The following is a 23,242-nucleotide window of genomic DNA, read 5'->3' as shown; positions in this document are numbered from 1 at the left end:
GGTTCCTCCCGGTGGTCGCCCGGCTGTCCGTTGACCCGCTCGCGGCGCCCGTTGTGGCGGACCCCGCCTTGACGGTTCTTCTCCCCCGCCTGGCCGTCGGTGGTCAGGTCTTTGCGACCGCGGGGGTCGGGGTGCGATGGCGGGTGCGTTGGGTCAGGACGACGCAGACCAGCACCACCAGGGCGGCCGCGACCGAGGCCGGGGTGACGCTCTCGCCGAGCAGCAGCGCCGACCAGACCAGGGTGAGCACCGGTTGGGCGAGCTGGATCTGGCCGACCTGCGCGATGCCGCCCCGGGCCAGGCCCGCGTACCAGGCGAAGAAGCCCAGGAACATGGACACCGCGGTGAGGTAGCCGAACGCCGACCAGGCGGCGGCGTCGGCGTGCGGGGGGTCGGCCACGGCGGCGACGGCCGTGATGGGCGCGGTGACGGGCAGCGAGAGCAGCAGCGCCCAACAGATGGTCCGGGCGCCGCCGAGTTCGCGGGCGAGCGCGCCGCCCTCGGCGTACCCGAGGCCGCAGAGCGCGACCGCCGCGAGCAGGGACAGGTCGGCCAGGGACAGGGCGCCGTGGACGGCGCCGCTGGCGCCGAGGAAGGTGAGCACGGCCAGCAGCCCACCGGCGCTCGCGGCCCAGAACAGCGGCGGCGGGCGTTCGCCGGCCCGCAGCACCGCGAACACGGCGGTCGTGGCGGGCAGCACGGTGATGACGACCGCGCCATGCGCGGAGGTCTGGGTGATGAGGGCCAGCGAGGTGAACAGTGGGAAGCCGACGACGACGCCGAGGGCGACGATGGACAGCCGCCGCCACTGGTCGCGGGTGGGTCGGGGCGCGCCGGTGAGGCGCAGGTACGCCCAGGCCAGCAGCGCGGCGCCGGTGGCTCGACCGAAGGCGACGAACCAGGGGTCGAGTTGCTGGACGGCGACGCGGGTGGCCGGCAGCGACATGCTGAAGGCGAGCACCCCCAGCGCGCCGAGGGTGAGGCCGATGATCCGGTCCGCTGTTACCGTGCTGGCGGCAGTAGCGCTACTTTGATCCTTCATGAGTTACGGTAATGCAGCCGAGCGTGTTATCCAAGATCTGCGTGGGCTCGTGGCGGCCGCGGATCCCGGCACCCGGCTGCCCTCGGTCCGCGAGTTGACCGCCCGGCACCAGGCCTCGCCGGTCACCGTCGCCGAGGCGATCCGGCAGCTGGTGGCGCAGGGGCTGGTCGAGACCCGATCCGGCCGGGGCACCTTCGTGGCCGCCCCGCCGGACGAGCGGCGCGCCCCCGACCTGTCCTGGCAGACCGTCGCGCTCGGCCCCGGCCGGCCAGGCGGGGAGGAGATGCAGGCGCTGCTGGCGTTACCGCCGGCAGGGGCGATCCCGCTGTCCGGCGGCTACCTGGACGCGGATCTGCAGCCGGCCGCCGCGCTGGGCGCGGCGCTCACCCGCGCCGCCCGGCAGCCCGCGTCGTGGCAGCGGGGACCGGTCGAGGGGCGTGCGGATCTGCGCGCCTGGTTCGCCCGCGAGGCCGGGACCGGGCTGCGCGCCGACGACATGGTGATCTGCCCCGGCGGTCAGGCCGCGCTGTCGACGGCGTTGCGGGCGCTCACCGTGCCCGGCGACACCGTGCTCGTCGAGTCGCCGACCTACCTGGGCGCCCTGGCCGCCGCCCGGGCGGCCGGGCTGCGGGTCGTGCCGGTGCCCGCCGACGCCGACGGCGTACGGCCCGACCTGCTCGCCGCCGCGTTCGCCCGGACCGGCGCGCGACTGTTCTACTGTCAGCCGCTCTACGCCAACCCGACCGGTGCGACACTGGCGGCCCACCGCCGGGCCGCGGTCGCCGACGCCGTACGCGAGGCCGGGGCGTTCCTGATCGAGGACGACTACGGCCGGGACCTCACCGTCGACGCGGCGGCCCCGCCGCCGCTGGCCGCCGACGACCCGGACGGGCATGTCATCTATCTGCGCTCACTGACCAAGTCCGCCGCACCCGGCCTGCGGGTCGCCGCGATCGGTGCCCGGGGGCCGGCCGGCGCCCGGCTGCGTTCGGCCCGGTTGCTCGACGACTTCTTCGTCGCCGGTCCGCTGCAGCAGGCCGCGTTGGAGTTCGTCACCGCGCCGGCCTGGGCGCGGCACCGTCGCGGCCTGCGTACCGCGCTGCGGGCCCGGCGGGAGGCGCTGCTGGCCGGGCTGCGCCGGCACCTGCCGGGGCTCGTCCCACCGGTGGTCCCCCGCGGTGGCCTGCACCTGTGGGTCCGGCTGCCCGACGGCGCCGACGACGTCGCGGTGGCCGCCGCGGCGGCCACCGAAGGCGTCGTCGTCTTCCCCGGCCGCCCGTGGTACGCGGCCGAGCCGCCGGCGCCGCACCTGCGCCTGACCTACGCCGCGGCCCCACCCGATCTGATGGACGAGGCGGTGCGTCGTCTCGCTCGCGCTGTTGGGCAGAAGCCGAGACCGCCGGCGTGATGTTTCGGCCGTGGTCAGCGGCCGGTGAAGGCGAGCAGCAGGGTGCGGACGGCGTGGCTGAGGTCGGCTCGGCTGGCCGGTGTGCCGGGCTCGGGGGCGCTGAGGGCGCCGGCGCCGACCAGCCGGTCGAAGAGCAGCCCGTCGACGAACGCGATGAACTGGTCGCCCTGCCGGCGCGGGTCGGGGGCGCCGGCGCGGGTGAGCAGGTCGCGGGCCTGTGCCCGCAGGACGGTGCCGTGTTGGAGGATCGATCGCAGTTCGGGGCGGTGGGTGGCTTCCAGCAGGCAGGCGTAGCGGGCCAGGGTGCGGTGGCGTCCGGCGGTGAGCCACTGGTCGAGCAGGTCGCCGGTCGCCGCGGCGAGCTGGTCGAGGTCGGTGGCGGTGAGCGGTCGCTGCGGCCGGCGTGGTGGCGCGTCGGCGGGCAGCTCGTGGTCGGTGAGGTCGACGCGGTCGAGGTCGGCCAGCCGCTGCACCACCGCCTGGATCAGCGCCTGCCGGGTGCGCAGGTAGGCGGAGGTGGTGCCGAGCGGCAGGCCGGCGCGGGTGTCGACCGCCCGGTGGGTCAGGGCTCGCATGCCCCCTTCGGCGAGCAGGTCGATGGCCGTGTCGGCCAGCAGCGCCACCCGGTTGCCGCGGTCGGCCACGCGCCCCTCCCTCCATCTGGTTCCCCTGTCGTAGTATCGCTTCTACAGGTGTAGAAGGGGTGGGCGGGATGGGTGGGGCGCGGGCGGTCGTGGTCGGCGGGGGCATCGGCGGGCTCGCGGCGGCGGTGGCCCTGCACCGCCGGGGCTGGCGGGTGACCGTGCTCGAACGCGCCGGCCAACTCGGCGAGGTCGGCGCGGGACTGACGCTGATGGCCAACGCGCTGCGGGGGTTGGACGCGCTCGGGCTCGGGTCCGCGGTGCGCTCGCGGGGGCACCTCGAGACGCCGGGCGGGTTGCGCACCTCGGACGGACGGTGGCTGTCCCGGATGGACGCCGCGGCGCTGACCGGGGTGCTCGGCGCCACGGCGGTGGGTGTGCACCGCGCGGACCTGCACCGCATCCTGCGCGAGGCGCTGCCGGCCGAGGCGCTGCACACCGGCGCCGAGGTGTCGGAGGTGGACCCGGATGGCGGGGAGGTCCGGTACCGCCGGCACGGCGAGCCCGCCGAACTGCGCGCCGACCTGGTGGTCGGCGCCGACGGTCTGCGCAGCGCGCTGCGCGCCCGGCTGTGGCAGGGCGCCCCGCCCCCGGTGTACGTGGGCAGCACCGCGTGGCGGGGGGTGGTCGACTTCCCGACGGCGGTTCCCGCCGCGGTCAGCTGGGGGCCGGGCACTGAGTTCGGGATGATCCCGATCGGCGGTGGCCGGGTCTACTGGTTCGGCGCGGTCCTGGCCCCGCCCGGCGGGCGGGCGCCGGACGAGCTGGCGGCGGTGCGGCAGCGCTTCGGGTCCTGGCATGACCCGATCCCGGCGCTGCTCGCGGCGACCCCACCCGAGGCGGTGCTGCGCAACGACATCTACCAGCTCGGCGCGCCGCTGCCGTCGTACGTGCGGGGCCGGGTGGCGCTGTTGGGGGACGCGGCGCACGCGATGACCCCCAACCTGGGGCAGGGCGCCTGCCAGGCGATCGAGGACGCGGTCACCCTCGGCGCGGTCTGCGCGGGGGTACCCGGCGGTGAGGTGCCCGCCGCGCTGGCGGCGTACGACCGGCAGCGTCGGGCCCGCAGCCAGGCGGTCGCCGTGGCGTCGTGGCGGGCCGGGCGGTTCGGCCAGCAACTGCGCCATCCCGCGGCGGTGGCGCTCCGCAACGTGCTGCTGCGGCTGACCCCGGCGCGCGTGGCGCTGCGGTCGATGGCCCGGTACGCGGACTGGCAGCCGCCCGCCTGACCAGGCGCCGCCGCAGGCGGGGCCGGGAGAGTCGGGTGACCGTTCGGCTCACCGTTTCGACCGTCCGGCGCGCGGCGGGTTTGCCTGCGGAGTGCGGCGGGGGCATGTAGGAGCACGTTTCTCGGCCCCTTCCGGAGAGGAAGCAGCATGCTTTCCGCACTCGATCGTCGGCACACCGTCGCGCCGCCCGGGTACAGCCGTTGGCTGATTCCGCCGGCGGCGTTGGCGATCCACCTCTGCATCGGGCAGGTCTACGCCACCAGCGTGTACAAGAACTCGCTGATCGCTCATTTCGGCGCCAGCCAGACGGCGGTCGGGGTGATCTTCAGCATCGCGATCGTGATGCTGGGGTTGTCCGCGGCGGTGGCGGGCACCTGGGTGGAGGCGAACGGGCCGCGTAAGGCGATGTTTGTCTCCGCGTGTTTCTGGGCGGCCGGGTTCCTGGTCGGTGCGCTGGGCATCGCGACGCGGCAGTTGTGGCTGCTGTACCTCGGGTACGGGGTGCTGGGCGGGATCGGCCTGGGGATCGGCTACATCTCCCCCGTCTCCACGTTGATCAAGTGGTTCCCGGACCGGCCGGGCCTGGCCACGGGACTGGCGATCATGGGGTTCGGTGGTGGGGCGATGGTGGCCTCTCCCCTGTCCCGGCAGTTGCTGTCGTTCTACGACTCCGGGTACGACCCGGCGAACGCGGCCTCGACGGCGTCGGGGTCGGCGCTGGTGTGGTTGTTCGTGACGTTGGGCATCGGCTACTTCGTGATCATGATGTTCGGGGTGTTCAACGTGCGGGTGCCGGCGGCGGACTGGCGGCCGGCGGGGTTCGACCCGGCGCGGGTGGCGCGGCGACCGCTGGTGACCACGGCGAGCGTGTCGGCGGCGAACGCGGTGAAGACCCGCGCGTTCTGGTTGCTGTGGGTGGTGCTGTTCTGCAACGTGACCGCCGGCATCGGGATCCTGGAGCAGGCGAGCCCGATGATCCAGGACTTCTTCCGCGACGGCGGGACGTCGTCGGTGTCGGTGGCGGCGGCCGGCGGGTTCGTGGGGCTGCTGTCGCTGTTCAACATGGCGGGCCGGTTCGTGTGGTCGTCGACGTCGGACGTGATCGGCCGCAGGCCGATCTACCTGGTGTACCTGGGTGTCGGCATGGTGCTGTACGTGCTGCTGGCCCTGGTCGGGCACGCGGCCACGGCGCTGTTCGTGCTGCTGGCGTGCGTGATCCTGTCGTTCTACGGCGGCGGGTTCGCGACGGTGCCGGCCTACCTGCGGGACCTGTTCGGCACGTTCCAGGTGGGGGCGATCCACGGTCGGCTGCTGACGGCGTGGTCGGCGGCGGGGGTGGCCGGGCCGCTGATCGTGAACGGGTTCCTCGACGCCCAGGGCAAGCCGGGGACGCTGACGGCGGCGGCGTACCGGCCGGCGCTGTTCACGATGGTCGGGGTGCTGGCGGTCGGGTTCGTCGCGAACCTGTTGATCCGGCCGGTGCCGCAGCGGTTCCACGAACCGGCGACGGGCCGGAACGTGGTCGAGGACGAGCCGGCGACGGCGGAGAGGAGCGGTACGCGATGAACGGCAACCCGCGTGGGCAGCAGGTCCGGCTGGTGGTCTCCTGGCTGGTGGTGTCGGTGCTGCTGGGGTACGGGGTGGCGCAGACGGTGATCACCGCGGCGAAGCTGTTCACCAGCTGAGGTGAGCACGGGCGGCCCGGGCCCCGTGGGGTCAGAGGCCGCCGGCGACGCGCAGGACGGCGCCGGTGGTGTAGGAGGCGTCCGGGCCGAGGAGGAAGGCGATGGCGCCGGCGATCTCGTCGGGTTCGCCGGCGCGGCCCAGCGGGATGCGTCCGGCGGCGCTGTCCGGGCGGTCGGGCACGCCGGAGACGGCGTGGATGTCGGTGCGGATGATGCCGGGGGCGACGGCGTTGACCCGGATGCCGTGCGGGGCGAGTTCCTTGGCCAGGCCGACGGTGAGGGTGTCGGTGGCGGCCTTGACGGCCGCGTAGTGGATGTATTCCCCGGGGCTGCCGAGGGTGGCGGCGGAGGAGGAGACGTTGACGATGGCGCTGCCGCGGGTCATCCGGCGGGCCGCCTGCTGCGCGCACAGGACGTAGCCGATGAGGTTGACGTCGACGACCCGGCGCAGGTCGTCGAAGCGCAGCTCGGTGAACGGCCCGATCGGGCTGGTGACGCCTGCGTTGTTGACCAGGCCGGTGAGGGGGCCGAGGTCGGCGGCGGCGTCGAACAGGGCGGCGACCTGGTCGGGGTCGGTGGTGTCGGCGGCCACGGCGACGCCGCGGCGGCCGGCGGCCTCGACGTCGGCGACGACGGCCGCGGCGGCGTCGTGGTCGCGGCGGTATGCGATGGCGACGTGATGCCCGGCGGCGGCGAGGCGGCGGGCGGTGGCGGCGCCGATCCCGCGGCTACCGCCGGTGACGATGGTGACGGGATCCAATGTGTGCCTCTCCCCTGCCGTGGCTGCTGGGCCGACGTTACCGTGGCCGGCGCGTCCCGGCCGCGAGGGGAAGATCACGTGACGCGGCGCGCGCGGTGGGCGCTGAGACCGGGGGGCTGATCTTCGTCGTGTCGCAGGCGGCTGGTATCAAGGCTGCAATCAAACGTGTGTACGGAAGAGGGCTGTGATGGCGGGCCAGGGTTTGTCCACTGACGAGGTGCACGGGATCCGGGAGGCGTTGGCCGCGGGCCGGAAACCGAAGGTGGTGTTCACCGCGGCGGCGGGTCAGATGGCCGGCCAAATCGGTCAGGTGATCGAGCTGACCGATCCGGAGGTCTCCGAGGAATTCGTGGTGGTGCGGTTCGGCCGAGACGAGCTGCCCTTCTCCCCCGCCGACGTGGCGATCGCGCCGCGCGGCGCGGGTCGCAAGCCGGCCGAGCCGAAGCCGGAGGTCGAGGAGGTGCCCGCGCCGGCGGAGCCCGAGTTCGTGCTGGACACGCCGCCGGTGCCGGTGCCGGCGCAGCGCCGGGAGGAGCCGAAGCTGGAGCAGCAGGTGGAGAGCAAGCCGGCGCGCCGGGCGGTGAAGGCGGCGAAGCCGAAGAGCCCGGCCGGGCTGACGGTCACCCTTGCCTACGCCGAGGGTGAGTGGACGGTGGCGGCGCAGCAGGGCGCGAAGGCCCTGGCGAAGCCGTACGTGGTGAAGCCGGCGGAGGCGCTGCGGATGGTGGCGCTGGTGGACGTGCCGGGGGTGCAGGAGGCGGTGGAGCAGATCCTGGCCGCGGAGCGGGCGGAGGCGGAGCAGCAGGCGGAGAAGCTGCGCGCCGAGCTGGCGGAGATCGAGGCCCGGCTGGCGGAGCTGCGCGAGGCGCACTGAGCCGGCGGGGCCGGCGGTCAGAGCGCGGCGGTCAGCCGCTCGACCACGGCCGCGGCCGGGCCGGTGGCGGCGTGCCGGTAGCCGGTGCCGGCCCACAGGTGCACCCGGTCCGGGTGCCCGGCCGCGGCGGCCGCCGCGCGCATGCCCCGGGTCAGGTGGTGCAGCTCCGGGTAGCCGAGCGGCGCGACCGGCTCGTACCGGTCGATGAAGGTGTTGCGCAGCCCCCGCGCGGGCCGGCCGGTGAAGGCGCGGGTGAGCACGGTGCTGGTGCGGGCCGGGTCGGCCAGGGCGTCGCGGTGGGTGCGGCTGGCGCCGCTCTCGTCGGTGCGCAGCAGCAGCGTGCCGACCGCGACCGCGCTCGCGCCGGCGGCGAGCAGGTCACGGACGTCGGCGGGGCCGGCGACGCCGCCGGCGGCCACCACCGGAAGCCCGGTGGCCGCGGCGACGTCGCGGACGAGGGGCCGGGTGGAGGTGGGCGGGGCGGGCCGGCGCGGGGTGTGGGTGCCGCTGTGCCCGCCCGCCTCGGTGCCCTGGGCGACCAGCCCGTCGACGCCGAGGTCGCGGGCGGCGAGCGCCTCGGCGACGGAGGTGACGGTGACCAGCAGCCGGGAGCCGGCGCGGCGCAGTGCGGCCAGCGCCGCCGGGTCGGGCAGCCCGAAGGTGAAGCTGACCACCGGCACCGGGTGCCGCACCAGCAGGTCGATCTTGTCGGCCCAGTGGTCGTCGTCGTGGACCAGCGGCGCGTCGGCCAGGTCGAGGCCGTACGGTTCGCCCTCGGCGGCGATCTGCCGGGCGTACCGGCGGAAGGCGGTTTCGTCGATCTCGCGGGGGCCGGGCACGAACAGGTTCACCCCGTAGGGGGTGCCGGTGGCGTGCAGGTCGGCCAGGTCGGCGGCGAGCGCGTCGGGGGTCTTGTAGCCGGCGGGGAGGAAGCCGAAGCCGCCGGCCGCGGTGACGGCCCGCACCAGGGCCGGGGTGGTGGCGCCGCCGCCCAGCGGGGCGCCGACGACCGGGGTCGCGCTGCCGAACAGGTGGGTCCACGGTTCACCGGTCACAGGGTCACTGTAGTGCGCGGGGGCCGGGGCGACGGGTTGCCCGGGCCCCCGCGTCGGCGCTCAGTGCTGCGGGATGTTGGCCACCCCGATTCGCTTGCGGAACACCCAGTAGGTCCAGCCCTGGTAGGCCAGCACGATCGGGGTGAACACCACGGCTACCCAGGTCATGATCTTCAGGGTGTACGGGGTGGACGCGGCGTTGCTGGCGGTCAGGGTGCCGGCGGCGTCCAGGGTGGACGGCAGCACGTTCGGGAACAGCGCGGCGAACAGAGTCGCCACGGCCAGGCCGATCGCCACGGCGGTGCCGGTGAACGCCCAGCCCTCCCGGCGTACCCGGGCGGCGGCGAGACCACCGAGCAGGGCGAGGGTGGCGCCGGCGGCGAGCACGACGGCGGCCGCGCTGGAGCGGATGCTGAGGGTCCAGGCCAGGAAGGCCACCGCCACCACGGCGGTGCCGGCGCCGAGCTTGACGGCCAGGGCGCCGGCCCGCTCCCGGATCTCGCCGGTGGTCTTCAGGGCGAGGAACACCGCGCCGTGGGTGAGGAACAGGCCCAGGGTGGTCACCCCGCCGAGCAGGGCGTACGGGTTGAGCAGGTCGAGCAGGCCGCCGACGTACTCGTGGTCGGCCGACAGCGGCACCCCGCGCAGGATGTTGGCGAAGGCCACACCCCACAGGATCGCCGGCAGCAGCGAGCCGAAGAAGATGGCCCGGTCCCAGCGGCGCTTCCAGGACGCCTCGGGACGCTTCTGCCGGTATTCGAAGGCGACGCCACGGGCGATCAGGGCGAGCAGGATCAGCAGCAGCGGCAGGTAGAAGCCGGAGAAGAGGGTGGCGTACCACTCGGGGAAGGCGGCGAACATGGCGCCGCCGGCGGTGATCAGCCACACCTCGTTGCCGTCCCACACCGGGCCGATGGTGTTGATCAGGACGCGGCGTTCCCGGTCGTCGCGGCCGAGGACGGGCAGCAGCATGCCCACACCGAAGTCGAAGCCTTCGAGGATGAAGTAGCCGGTGAACAGCACGGCGACGAGGAGAAACCAGACGGTGGTCAGTTCCACGATGGGCTCCGGGGTCAGTAGGCGAACGCCAGTGGGCGCTCGGCGTCGTCGGTGTCGTCGTCCACGGGCTGCGGGGTGACGTCGGGCACCCCGGCCTTGGCGTAGCGGACCAGCAGCTTGAACTCGACCACGGCGAGGGTGGCGTAGATGAGGGTGAACGCGGTGAACGAGGTGAGCACCTCGGTCAGCGAGACGCTGCGGGACACGCCGTTGCGGGTGAGCATCTCACCGAAGACGATCCACGGCTGGCGGCCCATCTCGGTGAAGATCCACCCGAACGAGTTCGCCAGCAGCGGCAGCAGCGGCATGACCAGGCCGGCGCGCAGCAGCCACCTGCTGCGCGGGGTGCGGCCCTTGCGCTGGGTCCAGAGCACGAGCAGGGCGATCGCGGCGGCGGCCAGCCCGAGGGCGATCATGAACCGGAAGCTCCAGTAGGTGACCGGGATGATCGGGGTGTAGCTGCCGGCGCCGTACTGGGCGGCGTACTGGGCCTGCAGGTCGTTGATGCCCTGCACGGTGCCGTGGGGGTCGCCGGTGCCGAGGAACGACAGCAGGTACGGGATCTTGAGGGCGAAGACCTCGCGGCTGCCGTCGAGGCTGCCGACGGTGAGCACGGAGAACGAGGCGGGGCTCTCGGTGGTGTAGAGGCCCTCGGCGGCGGCCATCTTCATCGGCTGCACCTCGGTCATGATCTTGCCTTGGATGTCGCCGGTGAGCAGCACCATGGCCGAGGAGATGAGCACCACCCAGGAGCCGAACTTGCTGGCGAAGCGGTAGGCGTCGGTGTCGGCGCTGCCGCGGTTGCGGATGAGGTGCCACAGGCCGACGGCGACGATCAGCGACCCGGCGACCAGGAACGCCCCGGACAGGGTGTGCGGGAAGGTGATCAGGGCGACCTTGTTGGTGAGCACGGCGAAGAAGTCGGTCAGCTCGGCCCGGCCGGTGGCCGGGTTGACCCGGTACCCGACGGGGTTCTGCATGAACGAGTTCGCGGCCAGGATGAAGTACGCGGACAGGTTGGTGCCGATCGCGGCGGCCCAGATGGCGGCCAGGTGCAGCCGCTTGGGCAGCCGGTCCCAGCCGAAGATCCACAGCCCGATGAAGGTCGACTCGAGGAAGAACGCGACCAGCGCCTCGATGGCGAGGGGCGCGCCGAAGATGTCCCCGACGAACCGGGAGTAGTCGCTCCAGTTCATCCCGAACTGGAATTCCTGCACGATGCCGGTGACCACGCCCATCGCGAAGTTGATGAGGAAGAGCTTGCCGTAGAACTTGGTGAGCTTGAGGTAGCGCTCCTTGCCGGTGCGGTGCCACATGGTCTGCAGGATGGCCACCAGCACGGACAGGCCGATGGTCAACGGCACGAAGAGAAAGTGATAGACGGTGGTGACACCGAACTGCCAGCGGGCGACGTCCAACGCGTCCACCTGAAACCCCCAGCTGTGCGTACTACGAGACGTAGTAAATACTACTCGGCGTCGTAGACGAATCGGCAGGGCCGGGGGGCCCGACCCGCCCCGGGACCAATGACCCTGATCACCTCGGCCACCCGACCCGGGATCGGGTCTCGCGCCCACCCCGACACGTGCGACCATCCAGCACTGATGGACACCCCGACCACCCCTTGGCGGGCGCCGCTGCTGTGGCGCGCCGCGCAACTGCTCGCCCGCGGCGTCGTCGGCCTGCTCGGCCGCCTCGAGGTCACCGGCGAGGTGCCGGCCGACCTGCGCCACGGGCCGCTGATCCTCGCCGCCAACCACATCAACCCCTTCGACCCCGTGGTCCTCACCGCCGCCTGCCGGACCCGAGGCGTCGCCCCGCGGATCATGGCCACCGGCGGGCTGTTCCGCGCCCCCGTCATCGGCCCGCTGATGCGCCGCGCTGGGCACATCCGCGTCGACCGGGGCACCAGCGCCGTGCACCAGTCCCTGGACGCCGCCGCCGCGGCCGTGGCCGGCGGCTCGGTGGTGCTGCTGTATCCGGAGGGGCGCATCGGGCTGGACCCGGGAATGTGGCCCGAACGCGGCAAGACCGGCGCCGCCCGGCTCGCCTTCGCCAGCGGCGCCCCGGTCCTGCCGGTCGCCCAGTGGGGCTCCCACGAGGTGCTGCCGTACCGGGCGCCCAAGGGCCTGCTGCGGGCCGTCGCCCGGGCGGTCGTGCGGCGACCGGTGATCCGGGTGCACTTCGGCACCCCGGTGGTCCTGAGCCACCTCGATCCCGGCACGCCCGGCGCCGCCCGGCGGGCCACCGATCGGATCATCGACGCGATCACCGACAACCTGGCGCCGCTGCGCCCCGACGAGCCGTACTGGCCCCGCCACGTCGACCCCGGCCGCCCGGCCGACACGGCCCGCGCCCACCGCCGCCGCAGGCCGAGCCGTTGACCGACGCGGGGCCGCTGGCCCTGCTGCCCCGACCGGAGCTGATGCCCGGAACCGCCCGCGCCCCGCACCGCACGACGCGGGGCGAAGCGGTCAGGTGGTGGCGGTCAGCCGGGCGTCGAGCGCGGCCAGATCGGGTACGAACCAGACGTGGTCGTGGCGGTTGGACTCGGCCACCAGGGCGCGCAGCGCCGCGCTGGCCGCGAGGTGCCCGGTGATGTCCCCGACGACCACCAGCCGCAGCCGGTAGTTGACGAACTTCTGCATGATCTCCCCGGCGAAGCGGGTGCCGAGGGAGAAGAAGCGCGGGTCGAGCCGGTCCGCCGGCACGGCCACCACCTCGGCGCCGCCGAAGGCCGCGCCACCGATCAGGTCGAGGGCCTGATCGGTGGTGGTCACCGGCGGCCCCGCCGGGTCGCACACCAGCACCGCCACCCCGGCCCGCTCCTGGAGCACGTCAGGCATCGCCGGCCTCCCCCGTGAGCAGGCCGTTGTCGCCGTGCAGGACCGCGTCGAGCAGACCCAGCAGGTCAGCGGTGGCGGCGGCGTCGCCCAGCACAATGATCTTCATACGGTGGCGCTCCTCGTCGTGGACGGTCTGCACCCGCAGCGGGCGCGTGGGGTCGTGGTTGGTGTTGACACCGGCGAGCACGAGCGTGGCGAGCCGGTCGGCGGCGGCCCGGTCGACACCGTCGACCTGCACGATGCTCGACACCTCCAGCGCCGGTGCGCCGGTGGGCGGCGCCGGCGCGGGCCGTCCGGTCAGCGCGTCGAGGTCGGCACGGGAGATCCGGTACTGCTTGCCGATCCGCGTCGCGCGCAGCCGGCCGGCGCGGATGTAGCCGCGCACGGTGCGTACGTGCAGCCCGAGCAGCTCGGCCACCTGCTCCACCGAGTACATGTCATTACTCATCGTTCCCGATCCTACGCAGGATAGGGAAGGTTAGGGAAGTTTGTTGAGGCGACGTCGGCCTGTCACCGGGACGCCACCGAGGCGCGGCATACTTCCGGCGTGCAGCCCCGTCACGGCTACCTGGACGCCCCCGCGCCGCTGGCCTTCGCCCACCGCGGCGGCGCGGCCGACGGCGACGAGAACACCGCCGCCGCGTTCGCCCGCGCCATCGCCCTCGGCTACCGGTACGTGGAGACCGACGTGCACGCCACCGCCGACGGCGTGCCGGTGATCTTCCACGACGCCACCCTGCGCCGGGTCACCGGCGAACGGGGCCGCATCGCCGACCTGCGCTGGGCCGACCTCGCCTCGGTACGCGTCGGCGGCGCCGCCGTCGTGCCCCGCCTCGACGAGGTGCTCGCCGCCTGGCCGGAGGTCCGGTTCAACGTCGACGTCAAGGCCGACGGCGGCGTCGAACCGACCGTCGACACGGTCACCCGGGCCGGCGCCGCCGACCGGGTGCTGCTCGCCTCGTTCAGCGACGCCCGGCTGACCCGGCTGCGCGCCCTGGCCGGGCCGAAGGTCGCCACCAGCCTCGGCATGCGCGCGGTGGCCCGGCTGCGGATGGCCTCCCTGCACGGGCGGCCGCTGCGGCTGCCCCCGTCCGTGGTCGCCGCCCAGGTCCCCGTCCGGTACGGCCGCATCCCCGTGGTCGACCGGCGGTTCCTCGCCTACTGCCACCGGCTCGGGTTGCAGGTGCACGTCTGGACGATCGACGAACCTGCCGACATGCACGACTTACTTGATCTTGGTGTGGATGGCATCATGACCGATCACGTCGGCGTGCTGCGCGACGTCTACCGCAGCCGCGGCCACTGGGCCGCCTGAATCGAAGGACCCCGATGGCCGAAACGGTCACCCCCGCCGTCGCCGAGCCCGCCCGCCCGGGCAGCACCCGCCGCGAACGCACCGGCTGGTACTTCTACGACTGGGCGAACTCCGCCTTCCAGACCACCGTGATCACGGTGTTCCTCGGGCCGTTCCTCACCACCGTCACCGAACTGGCCGCCGGCTGCGAGTTGGGCGCCGACAGCTGCCACGGGTACGTGCACCCGCTGGGCATCCGGGTCGCCGCCGGCTCCTACTACCCGTACCTGATCTCGCTGTCGGTGTTCCTCACCGTGTTCGTGCTGCCCGTGATCGGAGCGATCGCCGACCGGTCGACGCACAAGAAACGGCTGCTGGCCGCCGCGGCGTTCACCGGCGCCGGGGCGACCATCGCGTTCGCCTTCGTCACCGGCGAGCGGTACCTGCTCGGCGGGGCGCTGTTCCTGATCGCCAACATCTCCTTCGGCGCGGCCGTCGTGGTCTACAACTCGTTCCTGCCGCAACTCGGCGGCCCCGACGACCGCGACGCCATCTCCAGCCGCGGCTGGGCCATCGGCTACCTCGGCGGCGGGCTGCTGCTCGCGCTGAACCTGGTCGCGGTCAGCATGCTCAGCGAGGAGGGCAACCCACAGCGCACCCTGGACCTGGCCCGCTGGTCCATCGTCTCGGCCGGCGTGTGGTGGGCCGCGTTCACCCTGCTGCCGCTGCGCTGGCTGCGCGAACACCCCACCGCCGCGGCGCTGCACGGCGGCGGCAACGTGCTCACCGACGGATTCAAGCAGCTCGGCCGCACCCTGCGGGAGATCAAGGCGTACCCGCTGACGCTGTTCTTCCTGCTCGCCTTCCTGGTCTACAACGACGGCATCCAGACCGTCATCACCCTGGCCAGCCAGTACGGCACCGAGGAGCTGAAGCTCGAGCAGAGCACCCTGATCGTGACGATCCTGCTGGTGCAGTTCCTCGCCTTCGGCGGGGCGCTCGCCCTCGGCGCCCTCGCCCGGCGCATCGGCGCCTGGAAGACCGTGCTGCTGTCCCTGGTGCTGTGGACCGCGGTGATCATTGCCGCGTTCCGGCTGCCCGCCGAGGCGCCACTGCCGTTCATGGTGCTCGGCGGCTGCATCGGGCTGGTGCTCGGCGGCAGCCAGGCGCTGAGCCGGTCACTGTTCAGCCAGCTCATCCCCACCGGAAAGGAAGGCGAGTACTACGGCTTCTACGAGATCAGCGACAAGGGCACCAGCTGGCTCGGACCGCTCGCCTTCGGGCTGGTGTTCCAGCTCACCGCCTCGTACCGGGTGGGCCTGGTCTCCCTGCTGATCTTCTTCGTCCTCGGGTTCGCGCTGCTCGCGGCGGTGCCGATCCGCCGGGCCGTCGTCGCCGCCGGCAACACCCCGCCCCGGGTGCTGTAAGCCGGCGGCGCACCGGCCTGATCGGGGGCGGTCGATCGACTAGGCTGCCCCGACGTGACCGACGACGCCGCCGCCCCGATCTGCCTGGCCCGGCCCCTCTCCGGCTCCGGCGACGACCGTGCCGGCGGCTGCGCCGCCGCGCGCGGCGTCGACGGGCGGCCGCTGCACGCCGCCGCGCTGAAGTTCTTCTGGGGGCCGATGGACTGCGGCAAGTCCACGATGGCCCTGCAGATGAACTACAACCACGCCCGGCAGGGCCGCCGCGGCCTGGTCACCACCCGCATCGACCGGTCGCTCGGCCCGCAGGTCACCACCCGCATCGGCCTGGCGCACGCCGCCATCGAGGTCACCGACTCACTCGACCTGCGCGACCTGGTCCGCGACGCGCTCGCCGACGGGATACGCGTCGACTACCTGATCTGCGACGAGGCGTCCTTCTACAACCTCGAGCACGTGGAGCAGATGGCCGAGCTGGTCGACGACTACGACGTCGACGTGTACGCGTTCGGCCTGGCCACCGACTTCCGCTCCTGCCTGTTCCCGGCCGCCCAGCGGCTGTTCGAGCTGGCCGACGAGGTGGCCCGCATCCAGGTCGAGGTGCTCTGCTGGTGCGGCCGGGAGGGGCTGCTCAACGCCCGCGTCGTCCACGGGCGGGTGGTCCGCGAGGGCGAGCAGGTCGTCATCGGCGACACCGTGGACGACGCCGACGTGCGCTACCAGGTCCTCTGCCGCCGGCACTACCGCTCCGGCGACCTCGGCCCGCGCGGCTGACCGGCCGGGGCCGTCACTCCCCGGGCACGTCCACGCCCGACACCGCGTCGACCAGGTAGACCTGCCGGCCGGCCTGCGGGTCGCGAGCGTGCAGGGTGTGGAACATCGGCGACCCGGGACCCCCGAGGTCGACGACGGACGCGCCGGCGCCCGTGACGGCCCGCTCCAGCCGCGGTGGCGCGGTGAGGTCGATGCGGGTGACCACGCCGGGTGTGACCCACACCGGAACGCCGGCCAGCGACCCGGACAGCTGCAGGTGGTAGTGCCCGCAGAGGACCGCCCGCACGTCGCCGCCGGCAACGGCCGCGGCGAGCTGCTCGGCGTCGCGCAGGTTGACCGAGCCCATCAGCGGCGAGAAGGGCAGCGCGATCGGCGGGTGGTGCAGCACCACGACGGTGCCGGCCTCGGCGGGCCGGGCCAGCACCGACCGCAGCCACCGCAGCTGCTCGTCACCGACCACGCCGTGCACCGCCCCGGGCACCAGGCTGTCGAGCGTCACCACCCGCAGCCCGCGGATCACGCTCACGGCCGCCCGCTGGCCGGACCCGAGGTCGGCCGGCTGGCCCACGTCGGCGCCGTCCGCGGCCAGGTGACCGGTGCCCAGCACCGCGGCGAACGACTCGCGGGTGTCGTGGTTGCCGGGGCAGTAGACGTGCGGGATCCCCCGGTCCCGGGCGAACCGGCCGACCCTGGCCCGCACGGCGGCGCAGCCGGCGACTGACCCGTCGTCGGCGATGTCCCCGCTGACGACCACCAGGTCGATGCCCGGCACGAACCGCACGTCGTGCAGGATGCGGTCGAGTGCCGCCACGGCATCCACGCCGTCCTCGTCCACCCCGCTGGCGGTGACGTGGGTGTCAGACAGGTGCAGGATCCGATGACGACCGGCCGGGGCGATGGACATGTGGTTCCTCATCTCGTCGATGAGGGGCACCCAGGCGGTCGACGCCCCCGACCCGCACTCCCCGGTGGTGACCCACCCTCGCCAGTCGTGGTGTCGACACCATAGGACACCGCCGCCCACCGTGTCGTCCCCGCCCGGCTGAGCTCAGAACGGGTCCCCGCACACCCGCCACTTGCCGTCCTCCTGCACCACCGACAGGGTGCGCTCCTCACTGGCGCCCCCCTCCCGGGTCAGCCGAGCCTTCACCGTGGCGCGCGGGATGCCGCGCTGGGTGGCCACCGACACGTCAGTGATCTGGTAGCCCCTGACCTGCGGCGGGGTGCGTACCCAGCTGCCGAAGCCGACCGCGCTCCACCGGCTGCGCGCGTTGCGGCACAGCTTCTCGTACGCCTTGTCGGTGTCGCCGCTCGCCACCTCCCGCAGGAACGCGTCGGCGGTGTCCCGCACCGGGCCGTTGGCCTGCATCATCATCTGCACGTTCCAGACACCCAGGCCGGCCACGCCGATCAGGCACAGACCCAGCCCGAGCCCACCCAGTATCAGGCCGTTGCGGACCGGCCGGCGGGGCCGGGCCGGTCGGCTCCATGGCTGCTCCTTGCCCATCGGGATCGACCGTATGCGCCCGATACGTCCCCGCGCAGGCACATCGCGTCGGTCACCGCTCGTGGAACACGCGCGCCTCGACCCCGGTGTTTTGAAAGATCGGCCCGGTACCTGCCAGAGGATGTCAGGATCTGTCGGCAGGATAGCTGGCATGACAGTGCACGCCGACCTCGCGATGGTCAACCTCGACAGCTCCGACCCGGCCGCCCACGCCGGGTTCTACTCCCGTGTCCTGGGCTGGGAGATCACCCACAGCCAGGCCGAATACGCGATGATCAGCAAGGACGGGACCTCCATCGGCTTCGGCCTGGTCGACGGGTACGCGCCGCCGGCCTGGCCGGACGCCACCGCCGGCAAGCGCTACCACCTGGACGTGTACGTCGACGACGTGACCGTCGCCGAGAAGGAATTCGTGGCGGCCGGGGCGACGAAGCCGGAGTTCCAGCCGGGCGGTGAGCGGTGGACCGTGCTGCTCGACCCGATCGGCCAGCCGTTCTGCGTCTGCCCCCGTCCGCAGGGCTGACCACGGGCCGGCTCGCCGGGCGGCTGACCGCCCGGCGAGCCGCTCGGTCAGCGGAAGGCGGCCACGTTCCGCGCCGCCCAGTCGGCGAAGGTACCTGGCGCCCGTCCCAGCAACCGCTCGACGTCCGGGCTGACCCGCTGCTCGGCCGGTGACGGCGTACCCAGGATGCCGAGGGTGGTCGCCACGACGGGCTCGGGCATGAACGGCAGCATCCGCTCCCGCGCCTCGGCGTGGCTCAGTTCCACGAACCGAACCGGTTCGCCGAGGGCGCCGCCGATCGCCGCCGCCTGCTGCCGGGGCGTGACCGGCGCCGGACCGGTCAACTCGTACGTGGCGGCGCCGTGACCGTCCCCACGTAGTGCGACGGCGGCGACCTCGGCGACGTCGGCCGGGTCGACGAACGGCAGCCCGACGTCCCCGAACGGCGCGGCCACCATCCGGGCCCCGCGTACCGTCTCCGCCCAGGCGAGCGTGTTGGTGTGGAACCCGCTCGGCCGCAGCACCGTCCACTCCAGCCCGGATGCCTGGACCGCCTCCTCCACGTGCGGGGGGTAGCGCCGGGTGCCCACGCCCTGGGAGGACAGCAGAACCACCCGCCGCACGCCGGCGTCGCGTGCGGCGGCGAGGAGGTCACCCGGGTCGGTCGCCAGCAACTCGCCGGTGAGCAGCAGGAACAGCGCGTCGGCGCCGTCGAACGCCGGCTTCAGGCCGGCCGGGTCGGTCAGGTCGGCCGGGACGACTCGTACGCCGGGCGGCTGCTCGGCCGGCGCGACCTGCCGCGACACGGCGGTCACCTGCTCGCCGGCCGCCGCGAGCGCCCGCACCAGCGGCCGTCCGACATTGCCCGTCGCTCCCGTCACCACGATCATGATCTGTTCCTCTCGATGTCTTGTCTGGACACCGAAGACGCTAATCGCCTGCGTATAGTAGGTACCTAGAGGAAAGTAATGGCCTGGGAGGCGATTGTGACCAGCACCACCGCGCCGATGTCCCCGGCGGAGCTCGACCCGGAGCTGGCCTGCCCGATCGCACCCGTGGTCGACATCGTGTTCAGCCGCTGGACCACTCCGATCCTCTGGGCACTGCACGAGTACGGGCGGCAACGGTTCGTCGAGCTGGAACGCCGGCTGGTCACCATCACCCCCAAGGTGCTCACCCAACGGTTGCGGCAGCTGGAACGCGACGGCCTGGTGGTGCGCACCTACTACGCGGAGGTCCCGCCCCGCGTCGAGTACGAGATCAGCGAGCTGGGCCGCAGCCTCGCGCCGCTGTTCGCCACCCTCGCCGAGTGGTCGGCCACCAACCTCGACCTGGTCGACCGGGCCCGGCGCGACTACGACGCCCGGCAGCGGGGCACCGGCCGGCGCTGACCTTCGCCGGCGTCGGTCACGCCGGGGACATCACCTCGTAGAGGTTGCCGGAGTCGTCCCGGAAGAACAGCCCCCGGGCGCACAGTGGATGGTCGGTTCGCCCGTTGTCCGGTGCGCCGGGCTCGCTGCCGTACGGCACCCCGCCCTGACGCAGCCGGGCCAGGATCGCGTCGAAGGTGTCCGGGTCCACGTCGAAGGCCAGGTGGTGGCCCTCAGGCGCGGGCACGCTCATGAAATCCAGCGTGAGCTGGTCGTTGACCCGTACCGGGGCGAAGTGGCCGGTGCGCCCGGCCGGCGGCAGCACCGGCAGCCCCATGACGTCGGCGAAGAACCGGGCCGCCGCCCGGTGGTCCCGAGCCGGGACGATCGTGTGGTTGAGGGTGACGCTCATCGGTTCTCCTCCGGGTCGGCCGGCGCGAGCGCGCCGTGCAGGAACAGGTCGACCAGTTCGGCCGGGGTCGGCGCGGCGCCGGCCAGTGGGGTGCGGCTGGGCACCAGGACGGCCAGGAACAGGACGGCGAGTTGGTCGGCGGGCAGCCGCAGCCGGTGCCCCTCGGGCGCGAACAGCGCGGCGACGGCGGCCCGGACCGCGTCGACCGACTCCTCCCGGCCCGAAGCGCGGTCGCGGACCGGCGGGACGTCGCGCTGCCCGCGGCCGGGGCGGCCGGCGGCGTGGGCGGCGGCGAGCACCGCGCCGATCCGGTCGAGGTGCGCGCGCAGGGCCGTGGCCGCGGCGGTGAGCCGGTCGCCGAGGGGCTGCGCCAGGGGGATCGCGGCCAGGTCGGCGAGCGCGGCCCCGGGGTGCAGCGCCTCGGCGACGCAGGCGTCGAGCAGCGCGTCCTTGTCGGGGAAGGCGCGGAAGACGGTCGCCTCGCCGATGCCGGCGGCGCGGGCGACCTGGGCGGTGGTGACCGCCGCGCCGTGGGTGGCGAGCAGCGGCAACGCGGCCCGCACGATCATGGCCCGGCGCTGGTCGGGGCTCATGCCGGGCGCGCGGCGCCGGTGGGGGGCGGGATCTGCCATGCCACCCAGCATGCGGAGTGAGTACTCACTCCGTCAAGAGCGGCGCCGGCGCGAACTTCGAGGACTCCGTGGCGGGTCAGCTGCGGCGGCGGGCCCGGGCGGCCCAGATGACGTACGCCGGGTCCCGGTCGAGGTTGTGCCGGTCCCGGTCGTAGCGGCGGGTGGTGCGCGGATCGGCGTGCCCCATCGCGTCCTGCACGTCCTCCAGCGGCACCCCCTCCGCGCGGGCGGTGGTGGCGAACGCGTGCCGCAGCGAGTGCGGGGACAGCTTCGCCCAGGCCGGGATCCCGGCGGCCCGGGCGAGCCGGCGCACCAGCCGGAACACCGCGTGCCGGTCCAGCCGGGCGCCGGTGGCGGTGACCAGCAGCGGCCCGGTCAGCTCGGGCACGGTCACCCCCTGCGCGGCGGCCCGGGCGGCCAGGTAGGCGTCCAGGGCGTACGCCGTGCCGGGGGTGAGCGCGCGGCGACGGACCTTGCCGCCCTTGCCGACGAACCGGACGCTGCGGTGCCCGCGTTCCGCGCCCAGGTCGGTCAGGTCCAGCGAGATCAGCTCGCCGACCCGCAGGCCCAGGTCGGCCAGCAGGGCGATGGCGGCCCGGCTGCGGGCGGCGGTCGGACCGGTGTCCGCCTCGGCGGCCGCGAGCAGCGCGTCGACCTCCTCCGGGGTCAGGCCGACGGTGGCGGAGTGGTCCCGGTCGACCCGGGGCCGGTCGGCGGCGGCGACCGGGTTGGCGTCGACCGCGCGCAGCTTGACCAGGAAGTCGTACCAGCTGGACAGGGCCGACAGCCGGCGCGCGACGGTGGCCGGGGTGAGCGGCCGGCCGCTGCGCACGGCCAGCGTCGCCTCCAGCTCGCGGCCGTAGGCGTTGACGTCGAGGAAGGTGGCCCGCAGCGGGTCGAGGCCGCGGCCGGCGCACCAGCTCAGCCAGCCGGCCACGTCCCGCCGGTACGCGTCGCGGGTGTGCTCCGACAGCCGGCGGTTGCGCAGCCACGCCTCGGTGAAGTCGGCCGGCCCGCCGTCCAGGGCGGGAAGCACCGACCCGCGGGGCAGCACCTCGGGACGCAACATGTGAGAAAGGCTCTCAGCCGACGGGGTGAATCGCGACGAGGCGCGCCCGAGGAGGATCCGACGAACGTCACACCGGCTCCTGCGGGTCGGCGTCGCCGACCGGGCCGGCTGTGCCCGCCCACCGGCCGGCCACCAGCGGTTTTCCGGGCCGGGATACCGTCGGCGGGTGCGTGCCAGCCGCCTGGTGTCCCTGTTGCTGCTCCTGCAGACCCGGGGGCGGATGACCGCCCAGGAGCTCGCCGACGCCCTGGAGGTCTCCGTCCGGACCGTCTACCGGGACGTGGAGTCGCTCGGCGCCGCCGGCGTCCCGGTGTACGCCGACCGGGGCCCGGCCGGCGGGTACCGGCTGCTGGAGGGCTACCGGACTAGGCTGACCGGGCTGACCGCGCCGGAGGCGGAGGCGCTGTTCCTGGCCGGGATGCCCGGCCCGGCCGCCGAGCTGGGCCTCGGGCCGGTGATGGCCGCGGCCGAGCTGAAACTGCTCGCCGCTCTCCCCGACGAGCTGGCCGACCGCAGCGGTCGGGTACGGCAGCGGTTCCACCTGGACGCGCCCGGGTGGTTCCGTCAGCCCGAACCCACCCCGCACCTGGCCGCGTTGGCCGGGGCGGTGTGGGAGGACCGGCTGGTGGAGATCCGCTACCGGCGCTGGCGGGCCCCGCGCGAGGTGACCCGTGTGGTGGCCCCGCTGGGGGTGGTGCTCAAGGCGGGCCGCTGGTATCTGGTGGCCCGGTGCGGCGAGCAGTTGCGCACCTACCGGGTCGGCGCGGTGCTCGACGTGGTGGTGCGCGACGAGCGGTACGCGCGGCCGGCCGGCTTCGACCTGGCCGACTACTGGCGGGAGTGGACCGCGCGTTATGAGCGGGACGTCTACCGTGGGCAGGCCCGGGTGCGGATGACGGTGGCCGCGCTGGAGTTCACGCAGCACGTCTTCCCGCCCGAGATGAGCCGGGCGGCCCGGGCGGCGGCCGGTGACCCGGACGAGCACGGCTGGCTGGAGACCACCGTGCCGATCGAGTCGGTGAAGCACGCCCACACCGAGCTGCTCAAGCTCGGCGCGGAGGTGGAGGTGTTGGCGCCGGCCGAGCTGCGGGAGCGGCTCACCGCCACCGCCCACGCGCTGGCCCGGCTCTATCCGGGGCGGACGCCGGTGGGGGTGTCCGCCCCGGATAGACCCACCGGAGCCGACGACCAGCACTGACCTCTGCTGGGGCCTGGTCAGGCGCTGATCTGCTTGCGGCCGTTGCCGTTGGCGGTCGTGGTGACGCTGATCCGACGCGGCTTGGCCCGATCGGCGATCGGGATGCGCAGAGTCAGCACCCCGTTGTCGTAGCCGGCCTCCAGCTTGTCGGTGTCGAGAGTGTCGCTGAGGAAGAGCTGCCGGGTGAACGTGCCCATCGGCCGCTCGGCGGCGATCAGCTCGACCTTGTCCCCGGTAGGCCGGCGTCGCTCGGCGCGGACCGTCAGCACGTTGCGTTCGACCGTGCAGTCGATGCTGTCCGGGTCGACGCCGGGCAGGTCGAATGCGGCGTAGAAGTAATCGCCGTCGCGGTACGCGTCGAGGTGCATGACCGCCGGCCGGGCGGTGGTGCCGAAGAACTGCTCGGCGAGCCGGTCGATCTCACGGAACGGGTCGGTACGCATCAACATGGCCGTGCCTCC

Annotated in this window: 27 protein-coding genes and 1 riboswitch; of the genes, 12 read left to right on the top strand and 15 right to left on the bottom strand. The window is 73.8% G+C overall.

The features are described 5' to 3' along the window. Nucleotides 1-103: 103 nt before the first annotated feature. Nucleotides 104-1,042, bottom strand: a complete 939-nt coding sequence (locus ACY34I_RS15760) for a DMT family transporter (RefSeq protein ID WP_462755779.1) — start codon at nt 1,040-1,042, stop codon at nt 104-106. Between ACY34I_RS15760 and ACY34I_RS15755 the strand changes: the two genes are divergently transcribed. Beyond that, nucleotides 1,041-2,450 (top strand): aminotransferase-like domain-containing protein, encoded by a 1,410-nt coding sequence (locus ACY34I_RS15755; protein WP_462755778.1) that lies wholly within the window; start codon nt 1,041-1,043, stop codon nt 2,448-2,450. The genes ACY34I_RS15760 and ACY34I_RS15755 overlap by 2 nt on opposite strands. 14 nt (nt 2,451-2,464) lie before the next feature. Here ACY34I_RS15755 and ACY34I_RS15750 read toward each other — a convergent pair whose 3' ends face one another. Then, the gene (locus ACY34I_RS15750; RefSeq protein ID WP_462755777.1) at nt 2,465-3,094 is read right to left on the bottom strand and encodes a TetR/AcrR family transcriptional regulator; all 630 of its coding nucleotides are present in this window, start codon (nt 3,092-3,094) and stop codon (nt 2,465-2,467) included. A gap of 68 nt (nt 3,095-3,162) precedes the next feature. Here ACY34I_RS15750 and ACY34I_RS15745 point away from each other — a divergent pair, with 68 nt between their 5' ends. The 3 genes from ACY34I_RS15745 (at nt 3,163) to ACY34I_RS15735 (ending at nt 6,005) form a co-directional block, all read left to right on the top strand. Beyond that, nucleotides 3,163-4,320 (top strand): FAD-dependent monooxygenase, encoded by a 1,158-nt coding sequence (locus tag ACY34I_RS15745; protein ID WP_462755776.1) that lies wholly within the window; start codon nt 3,163-3,165, stop codon nt 4,318-4,320. Between the two features lie 147 nt (nt 4,321-4,467). After that, nucleotides 4,468-5,886: an OFA family MFS transporter gene (locus ACY34I_RS15740; RefSeq protein ID WP_462755775.1), complete on the top strand. Its 1,419-nt coding sequence runs from the start codon at nt 4,468-4,470 to the stop codon at nt 5,884-5,886. Continuing rightward, nucleotides 5,883-6,005: an MFS transporter small subunit gene (locus ACY34I_RS15735; RefSeq protein WP_255472309.1), complete on the top strand. Its 123-nt coding sequence runs from the start codon at nt 5,883-5,885 to the stop codon at nt 6,003-6,005. The genes ACY34I_RS15740 and ACY34I_RS15735 overlap by 4 nt, the downstream gene beginning before the upstream one ends. Nucleotides 6,006-6,036: 31 nt before the next feature. Here ACY34I_RS15735 and ACY34I_RS15730 read toward each other — a convergent pair whose 3' ends face one another. Next, nucleotides 6,037-6,765, bottom strand: a complete 729-nt coding sequence (locus ACY34I_RS15730) for an SDR family oxidoreductase (RefSeq protein ID WP_462755774.1) — start codon at nt 6,763-6,765, stop codon at nt 6,037-6,039. 187 nt (nt 6,766-6,952) lie between these two features. Between ACY34I_RS15730 and ACY34I_RS15725 the strand changes: the two genes are divergently transcribed. After that, entirely contained in the window at nt 6,953-7,639 is a 687-nt protein-coding gene (locus tag ACY34I_RS15725; RefSeq protein ID WP_462755773.1) for a hypothetical protein, read from the top strand. A 17-nt stretch (nt 7,640-7,656) separates the two neighbouring features. Here the strand turns inward: ACY34I_RS15725 and ACY34I_RS15720 are convergent, their stop codons facing one another. Genes ACY34I_RS15720 through ACY34I_RS15710 form a run of 3 tightly spaced genes read right to left on the bottom strand, consistent with a single transcriptional unit; the run spans nt 7,657 to nt 11,180 of the window. Next, on the bottom strand, nt 7,657-8,694 hold the full coding sequence (locus ACY34I_RS15720; RefSeq protein WP_462755772.1) for an NAD(P)H-dependent flavin oxidoreductase: 1,038 nt from the start codon (nt 8,692-8,694) through the stop codon (nt 7,657-7,659). A gap of 60 nt (nt 8,695-8,754) precedes the next feature. Beyond that, nucleotides 8,755-9,753, bottom strand: coding sequence for a cytochrome d ubiquinol oxidase subunit II (gene cydB / locus ACY34I_RS15715; RefSeq protein ID WP_462755771.1), 999 nt, complete (start codon nt 9,751-9,753; stop codon nt 8,755-8,757). Nucleotides 9,754-9,767: 14 nt separating this feature from the next. Next, nucleotides 9,768-11,180, bottom strand: a complete 1,413-nt coding sequence (locus ACY34I_RS15710) for a cytochrome ubiquinol oxidase subunit I (protein ID WP_462755770.1) — start codon at nt 11,178-11,180, stop codon at nt 9,768-9,770. 177 nt (nt 11,181-11,357) lie between these two features. Between ACY34I_RS15710 and ACY34I_RS15705 the strand changes: the two genes are divergently transcribed. Further along, nucleotides 11,358-12,137, top strand: coding sequence for a lysophospholipid acyltransferase family protein (locus ACY34I_RS15705; RefSeq protein WP_462755769.1), 780 nt, complete (start codon nt 11,358-11,360; stop codon nt 12,135-12,137). 90 nt (nt 12,138-12,227) lie between these two features. On the opposite strand, the gene ACY34I_RS15700 is transcribed toward ACY34I_RS15705, so the two are convergent. Then, nucleotides 12,228-12,599: a DUF4180 domain-containing protein gene (locus ACY34I_RS15700; RefSeq protein ID WP_462755768.1), complete on the bottom strand. Its 372-nt coding sequence runs from the start codon at nt 12,597-12,599 to the stop codon at nt 12,228-12,230. Beyond that, nucleotides 12,592-13,047, bottom strand: coding sequence for a helix-turn-helix domain-containing protein (locus ACY34I_RS15695; RefSeq protein WP_462755767.1), 456 nt, complete (start codon nt 13,045-13,047; stop codon nt 12,592-12,594). Before ACY34I_RS15695 ends, ACY34I_RS15700 begins: the two co-directional genes overlap by 8 nt. A gap of 99 nt (nt 13,048-13,146) precedes the next feature. On the opposite strand from ACY34I_RS15695, the gene ACY34I_RS15690 reads away from it, so the two are divergent. The 3 genes from ACY34I_RS15690 to ACY34I_RS15680 are packed head-to-tail and all read left to right on the top strand — an operon-like array spanning nt 13,147 to nt 16,091. Continuing rightward, the gene (locus ACY34I_RS15690; protein ID WP_462755766.1) at nt 13,147-13,914 is read left to right on the top strand and encodes a glycerophosphodiester phosphodiesterase; all 768 of its coding nucleotides are present in this window, start codon (nt 13,147-13,149) and stop codon (nt 13,912-13,914) included. Nucleotides 13,915-13,928: 14 nt separating this feature from the next. Then, nucleotides 13,929-15,320: an MFS transporter gene (locus ACY34I_RS15685; RefSeq protein ID WP_462755765.1), complete on the top strand. Its 1,392-nt coding sequence runs from the start codon at nt 13,929-13,931 to the stop codon at nt 15,318-15,320. Nucleotides 15,321-15,374: 54 nt separating this feature from the next. Beyond that, complete coding sequence (locus tag ACY34I_RS15680; protein ID WP_148800635.1) at nt 15,375-16,091, top strand: thymidine kinase; 717 nt, start codon at nt 15,375-15,377, stop codon at nt 16,089-16,091. Nucleotides 16,092-16,104: 13 nt separating this feature from the next. On the opposite strand, the gene ACY34I_RS15675 is transcribed toward ACY34I_RS15680, so the two are convergent. After that, nucleotides 16,105-16,995: a metallophosphoesterase gene (locus ACY34I_RS15675; protein ID WP_462755764.1), complete on the bottom strand. Its 891-nt coding sequence runs from the start codon at nt 16,993-16,995 to the stop codon at nt 16,105-16,107. A 21-nt stretch (nt 16,996-17,016) separates the two neighbouring features. Beyond that, nucleotides 17,017-17,094: riboswitch (ZMP/ZTP riboswitch) on the bottom strand. A gap of 45 nt (nt 17,095-17,139) precedes the next feature. Beyond that, nucleotides 17,140-17,598 carry an Rv0361 family membrane protein gene (locus ACY34I_RS15670; RefSeq protein ID WP_148800633.1) on the bottom strand — a complete coding sequence of 153 codons (459 nt, stop codon included), beginning with the start codon at nt 17,596-17,598 and terminating at the stop codon, nt 17,140-17,142. 151 nt (nt 17,599-17,749) lie between these two features. Between ACY34I_RS15670 and ACY34I_RS15665 the strand changes: the two genes are divergently transcribed. Then, nucleotides 17,750-18,121: a VOC family protein gene (locus ACY34I_RS15665; RefSeq protein WP_462755763.1), complete on the top strand. Its 372-nt coding sequence runs from the start codon at nt 17,750-17,752 to the stop codon at nt 18,119-18,121. A gap of 47 nt (nt 18,122-18,168) precedes the next feature. On the opposite strand, the gene ACY34I_RS15660 is transcribed toward ACY34I_RS15665, so the two are convergent. Further along, on the bottom strand, nt 18,169-18,990 hold the full coding sequence (locus ACY34I_RS15660; protein WP_462755762.1) for an SDR family oxidoreductase: 822 nt from the start codon (nt 18,988-18,990) through the stop codon (nt 18,169-18,171). Between the two features lie 96 nt (nt 18,991-19,086). Between ACY34I_RS15660 and ACY34I_RS15655 the strand changes: the two genes are divergently transcribed. Continuing rightward, entirely contained in the window at nt 19,087-19,491 is a 405-nt protein-coding gene (locus ACY34I_RS15655; RefSeq protein WP_462755761.1) for a winged helix-turn-helix transcriptional regulator, read from the top strand. A 16-nt stretch (nt 19,492-19,507) separates the two neighbouring features. Here the strand turns inward: ACY34I_RS15655 and ACY34I_RS15650 are convergent, their stop codons facing one another. The 3 genes from ACY34I_RS15650 to ACY34I_RS15640 form a co-directional block, all read right to left on the bottom strand. Continuing rightward, complete coding sequence (locus ACY34I_RS15650) at nt 19,508-19,882, bottom strand: VOC family protein (RefSeq protein WP_148800627.1); 375 nt, start codon at nt 19,880-19,882, stop codon at nt 19,508-19,510. Continuing rightward, nucleotides 19,879-20,514, bottom strand: a complete 636-nt coding sequence (locus ACY34I_RS15645) for a TetR/AcrR family transcriptional regulator (protein ID WP_462755760.1) — start codon at nt 20,512-20,514, stop codon at nt 19,879-19,881. The genes ACY34I_RS15650 and ACY34I_RS15645 overlap by 4 nt, the downstream gene beginning before the upstream one ends. Nucleotides 20,515-20,590: 76 nt before the next feature. Further along, on the bottom strand, nt 20,591-21,583 hold the full coding sequence (locus tag ACY34I_RS15640) for a tyrosine-type recombinase/integrase (RefSeq protein ID WP_462755759.1): 993 nt from the start codon (nt 21,581-21,583) through the stop codon (nt 20,591-20,593). 166 nt (nt 21,584-21,749) lie between these two features. Between ACY34I_RS15640 and ACY34I_RS15635 the strand changes: the two genes are divergently transcribed. Then, nucleotides 21,750-22,781 (top strand): helix-turn-helix transcriptional regulator, encoded by a 1,032-nt coding sequence (locus ACY34I_RS15635; RefSeq protein WP_462755758.1) that lies wholly within the window; start codon nt 21,750-21,752, stop codon nt 22,779-22,781. Nucleotides 22,782-22,798: 17 nt separating this feature from the next. On the opposite strand, the gene ACY34I_RS15630 is transcribed toward ACY34I_RS15635, so the two are convergent. Continuing rightward, entirely contained in the window at nt 22,799-23,230 is a 432-nt protein-coding gene (locus ACY34I_RS15630) for an Hsp20/alpha crystallin family protein (RefSeq protein WP_148800621.1), read from the bottom strand. Nucleotides 23,231-23,242 lie beyond the last annotated feature (12 nt).

It is taken from the genome of Micromonospora sp. RTBAU3-60, assembly GCF_054963695.1.
Note: the sequence above shows the minus strand (reverse complement) of the source record. Positions and strands in the feature narration are given on the sequence as shown.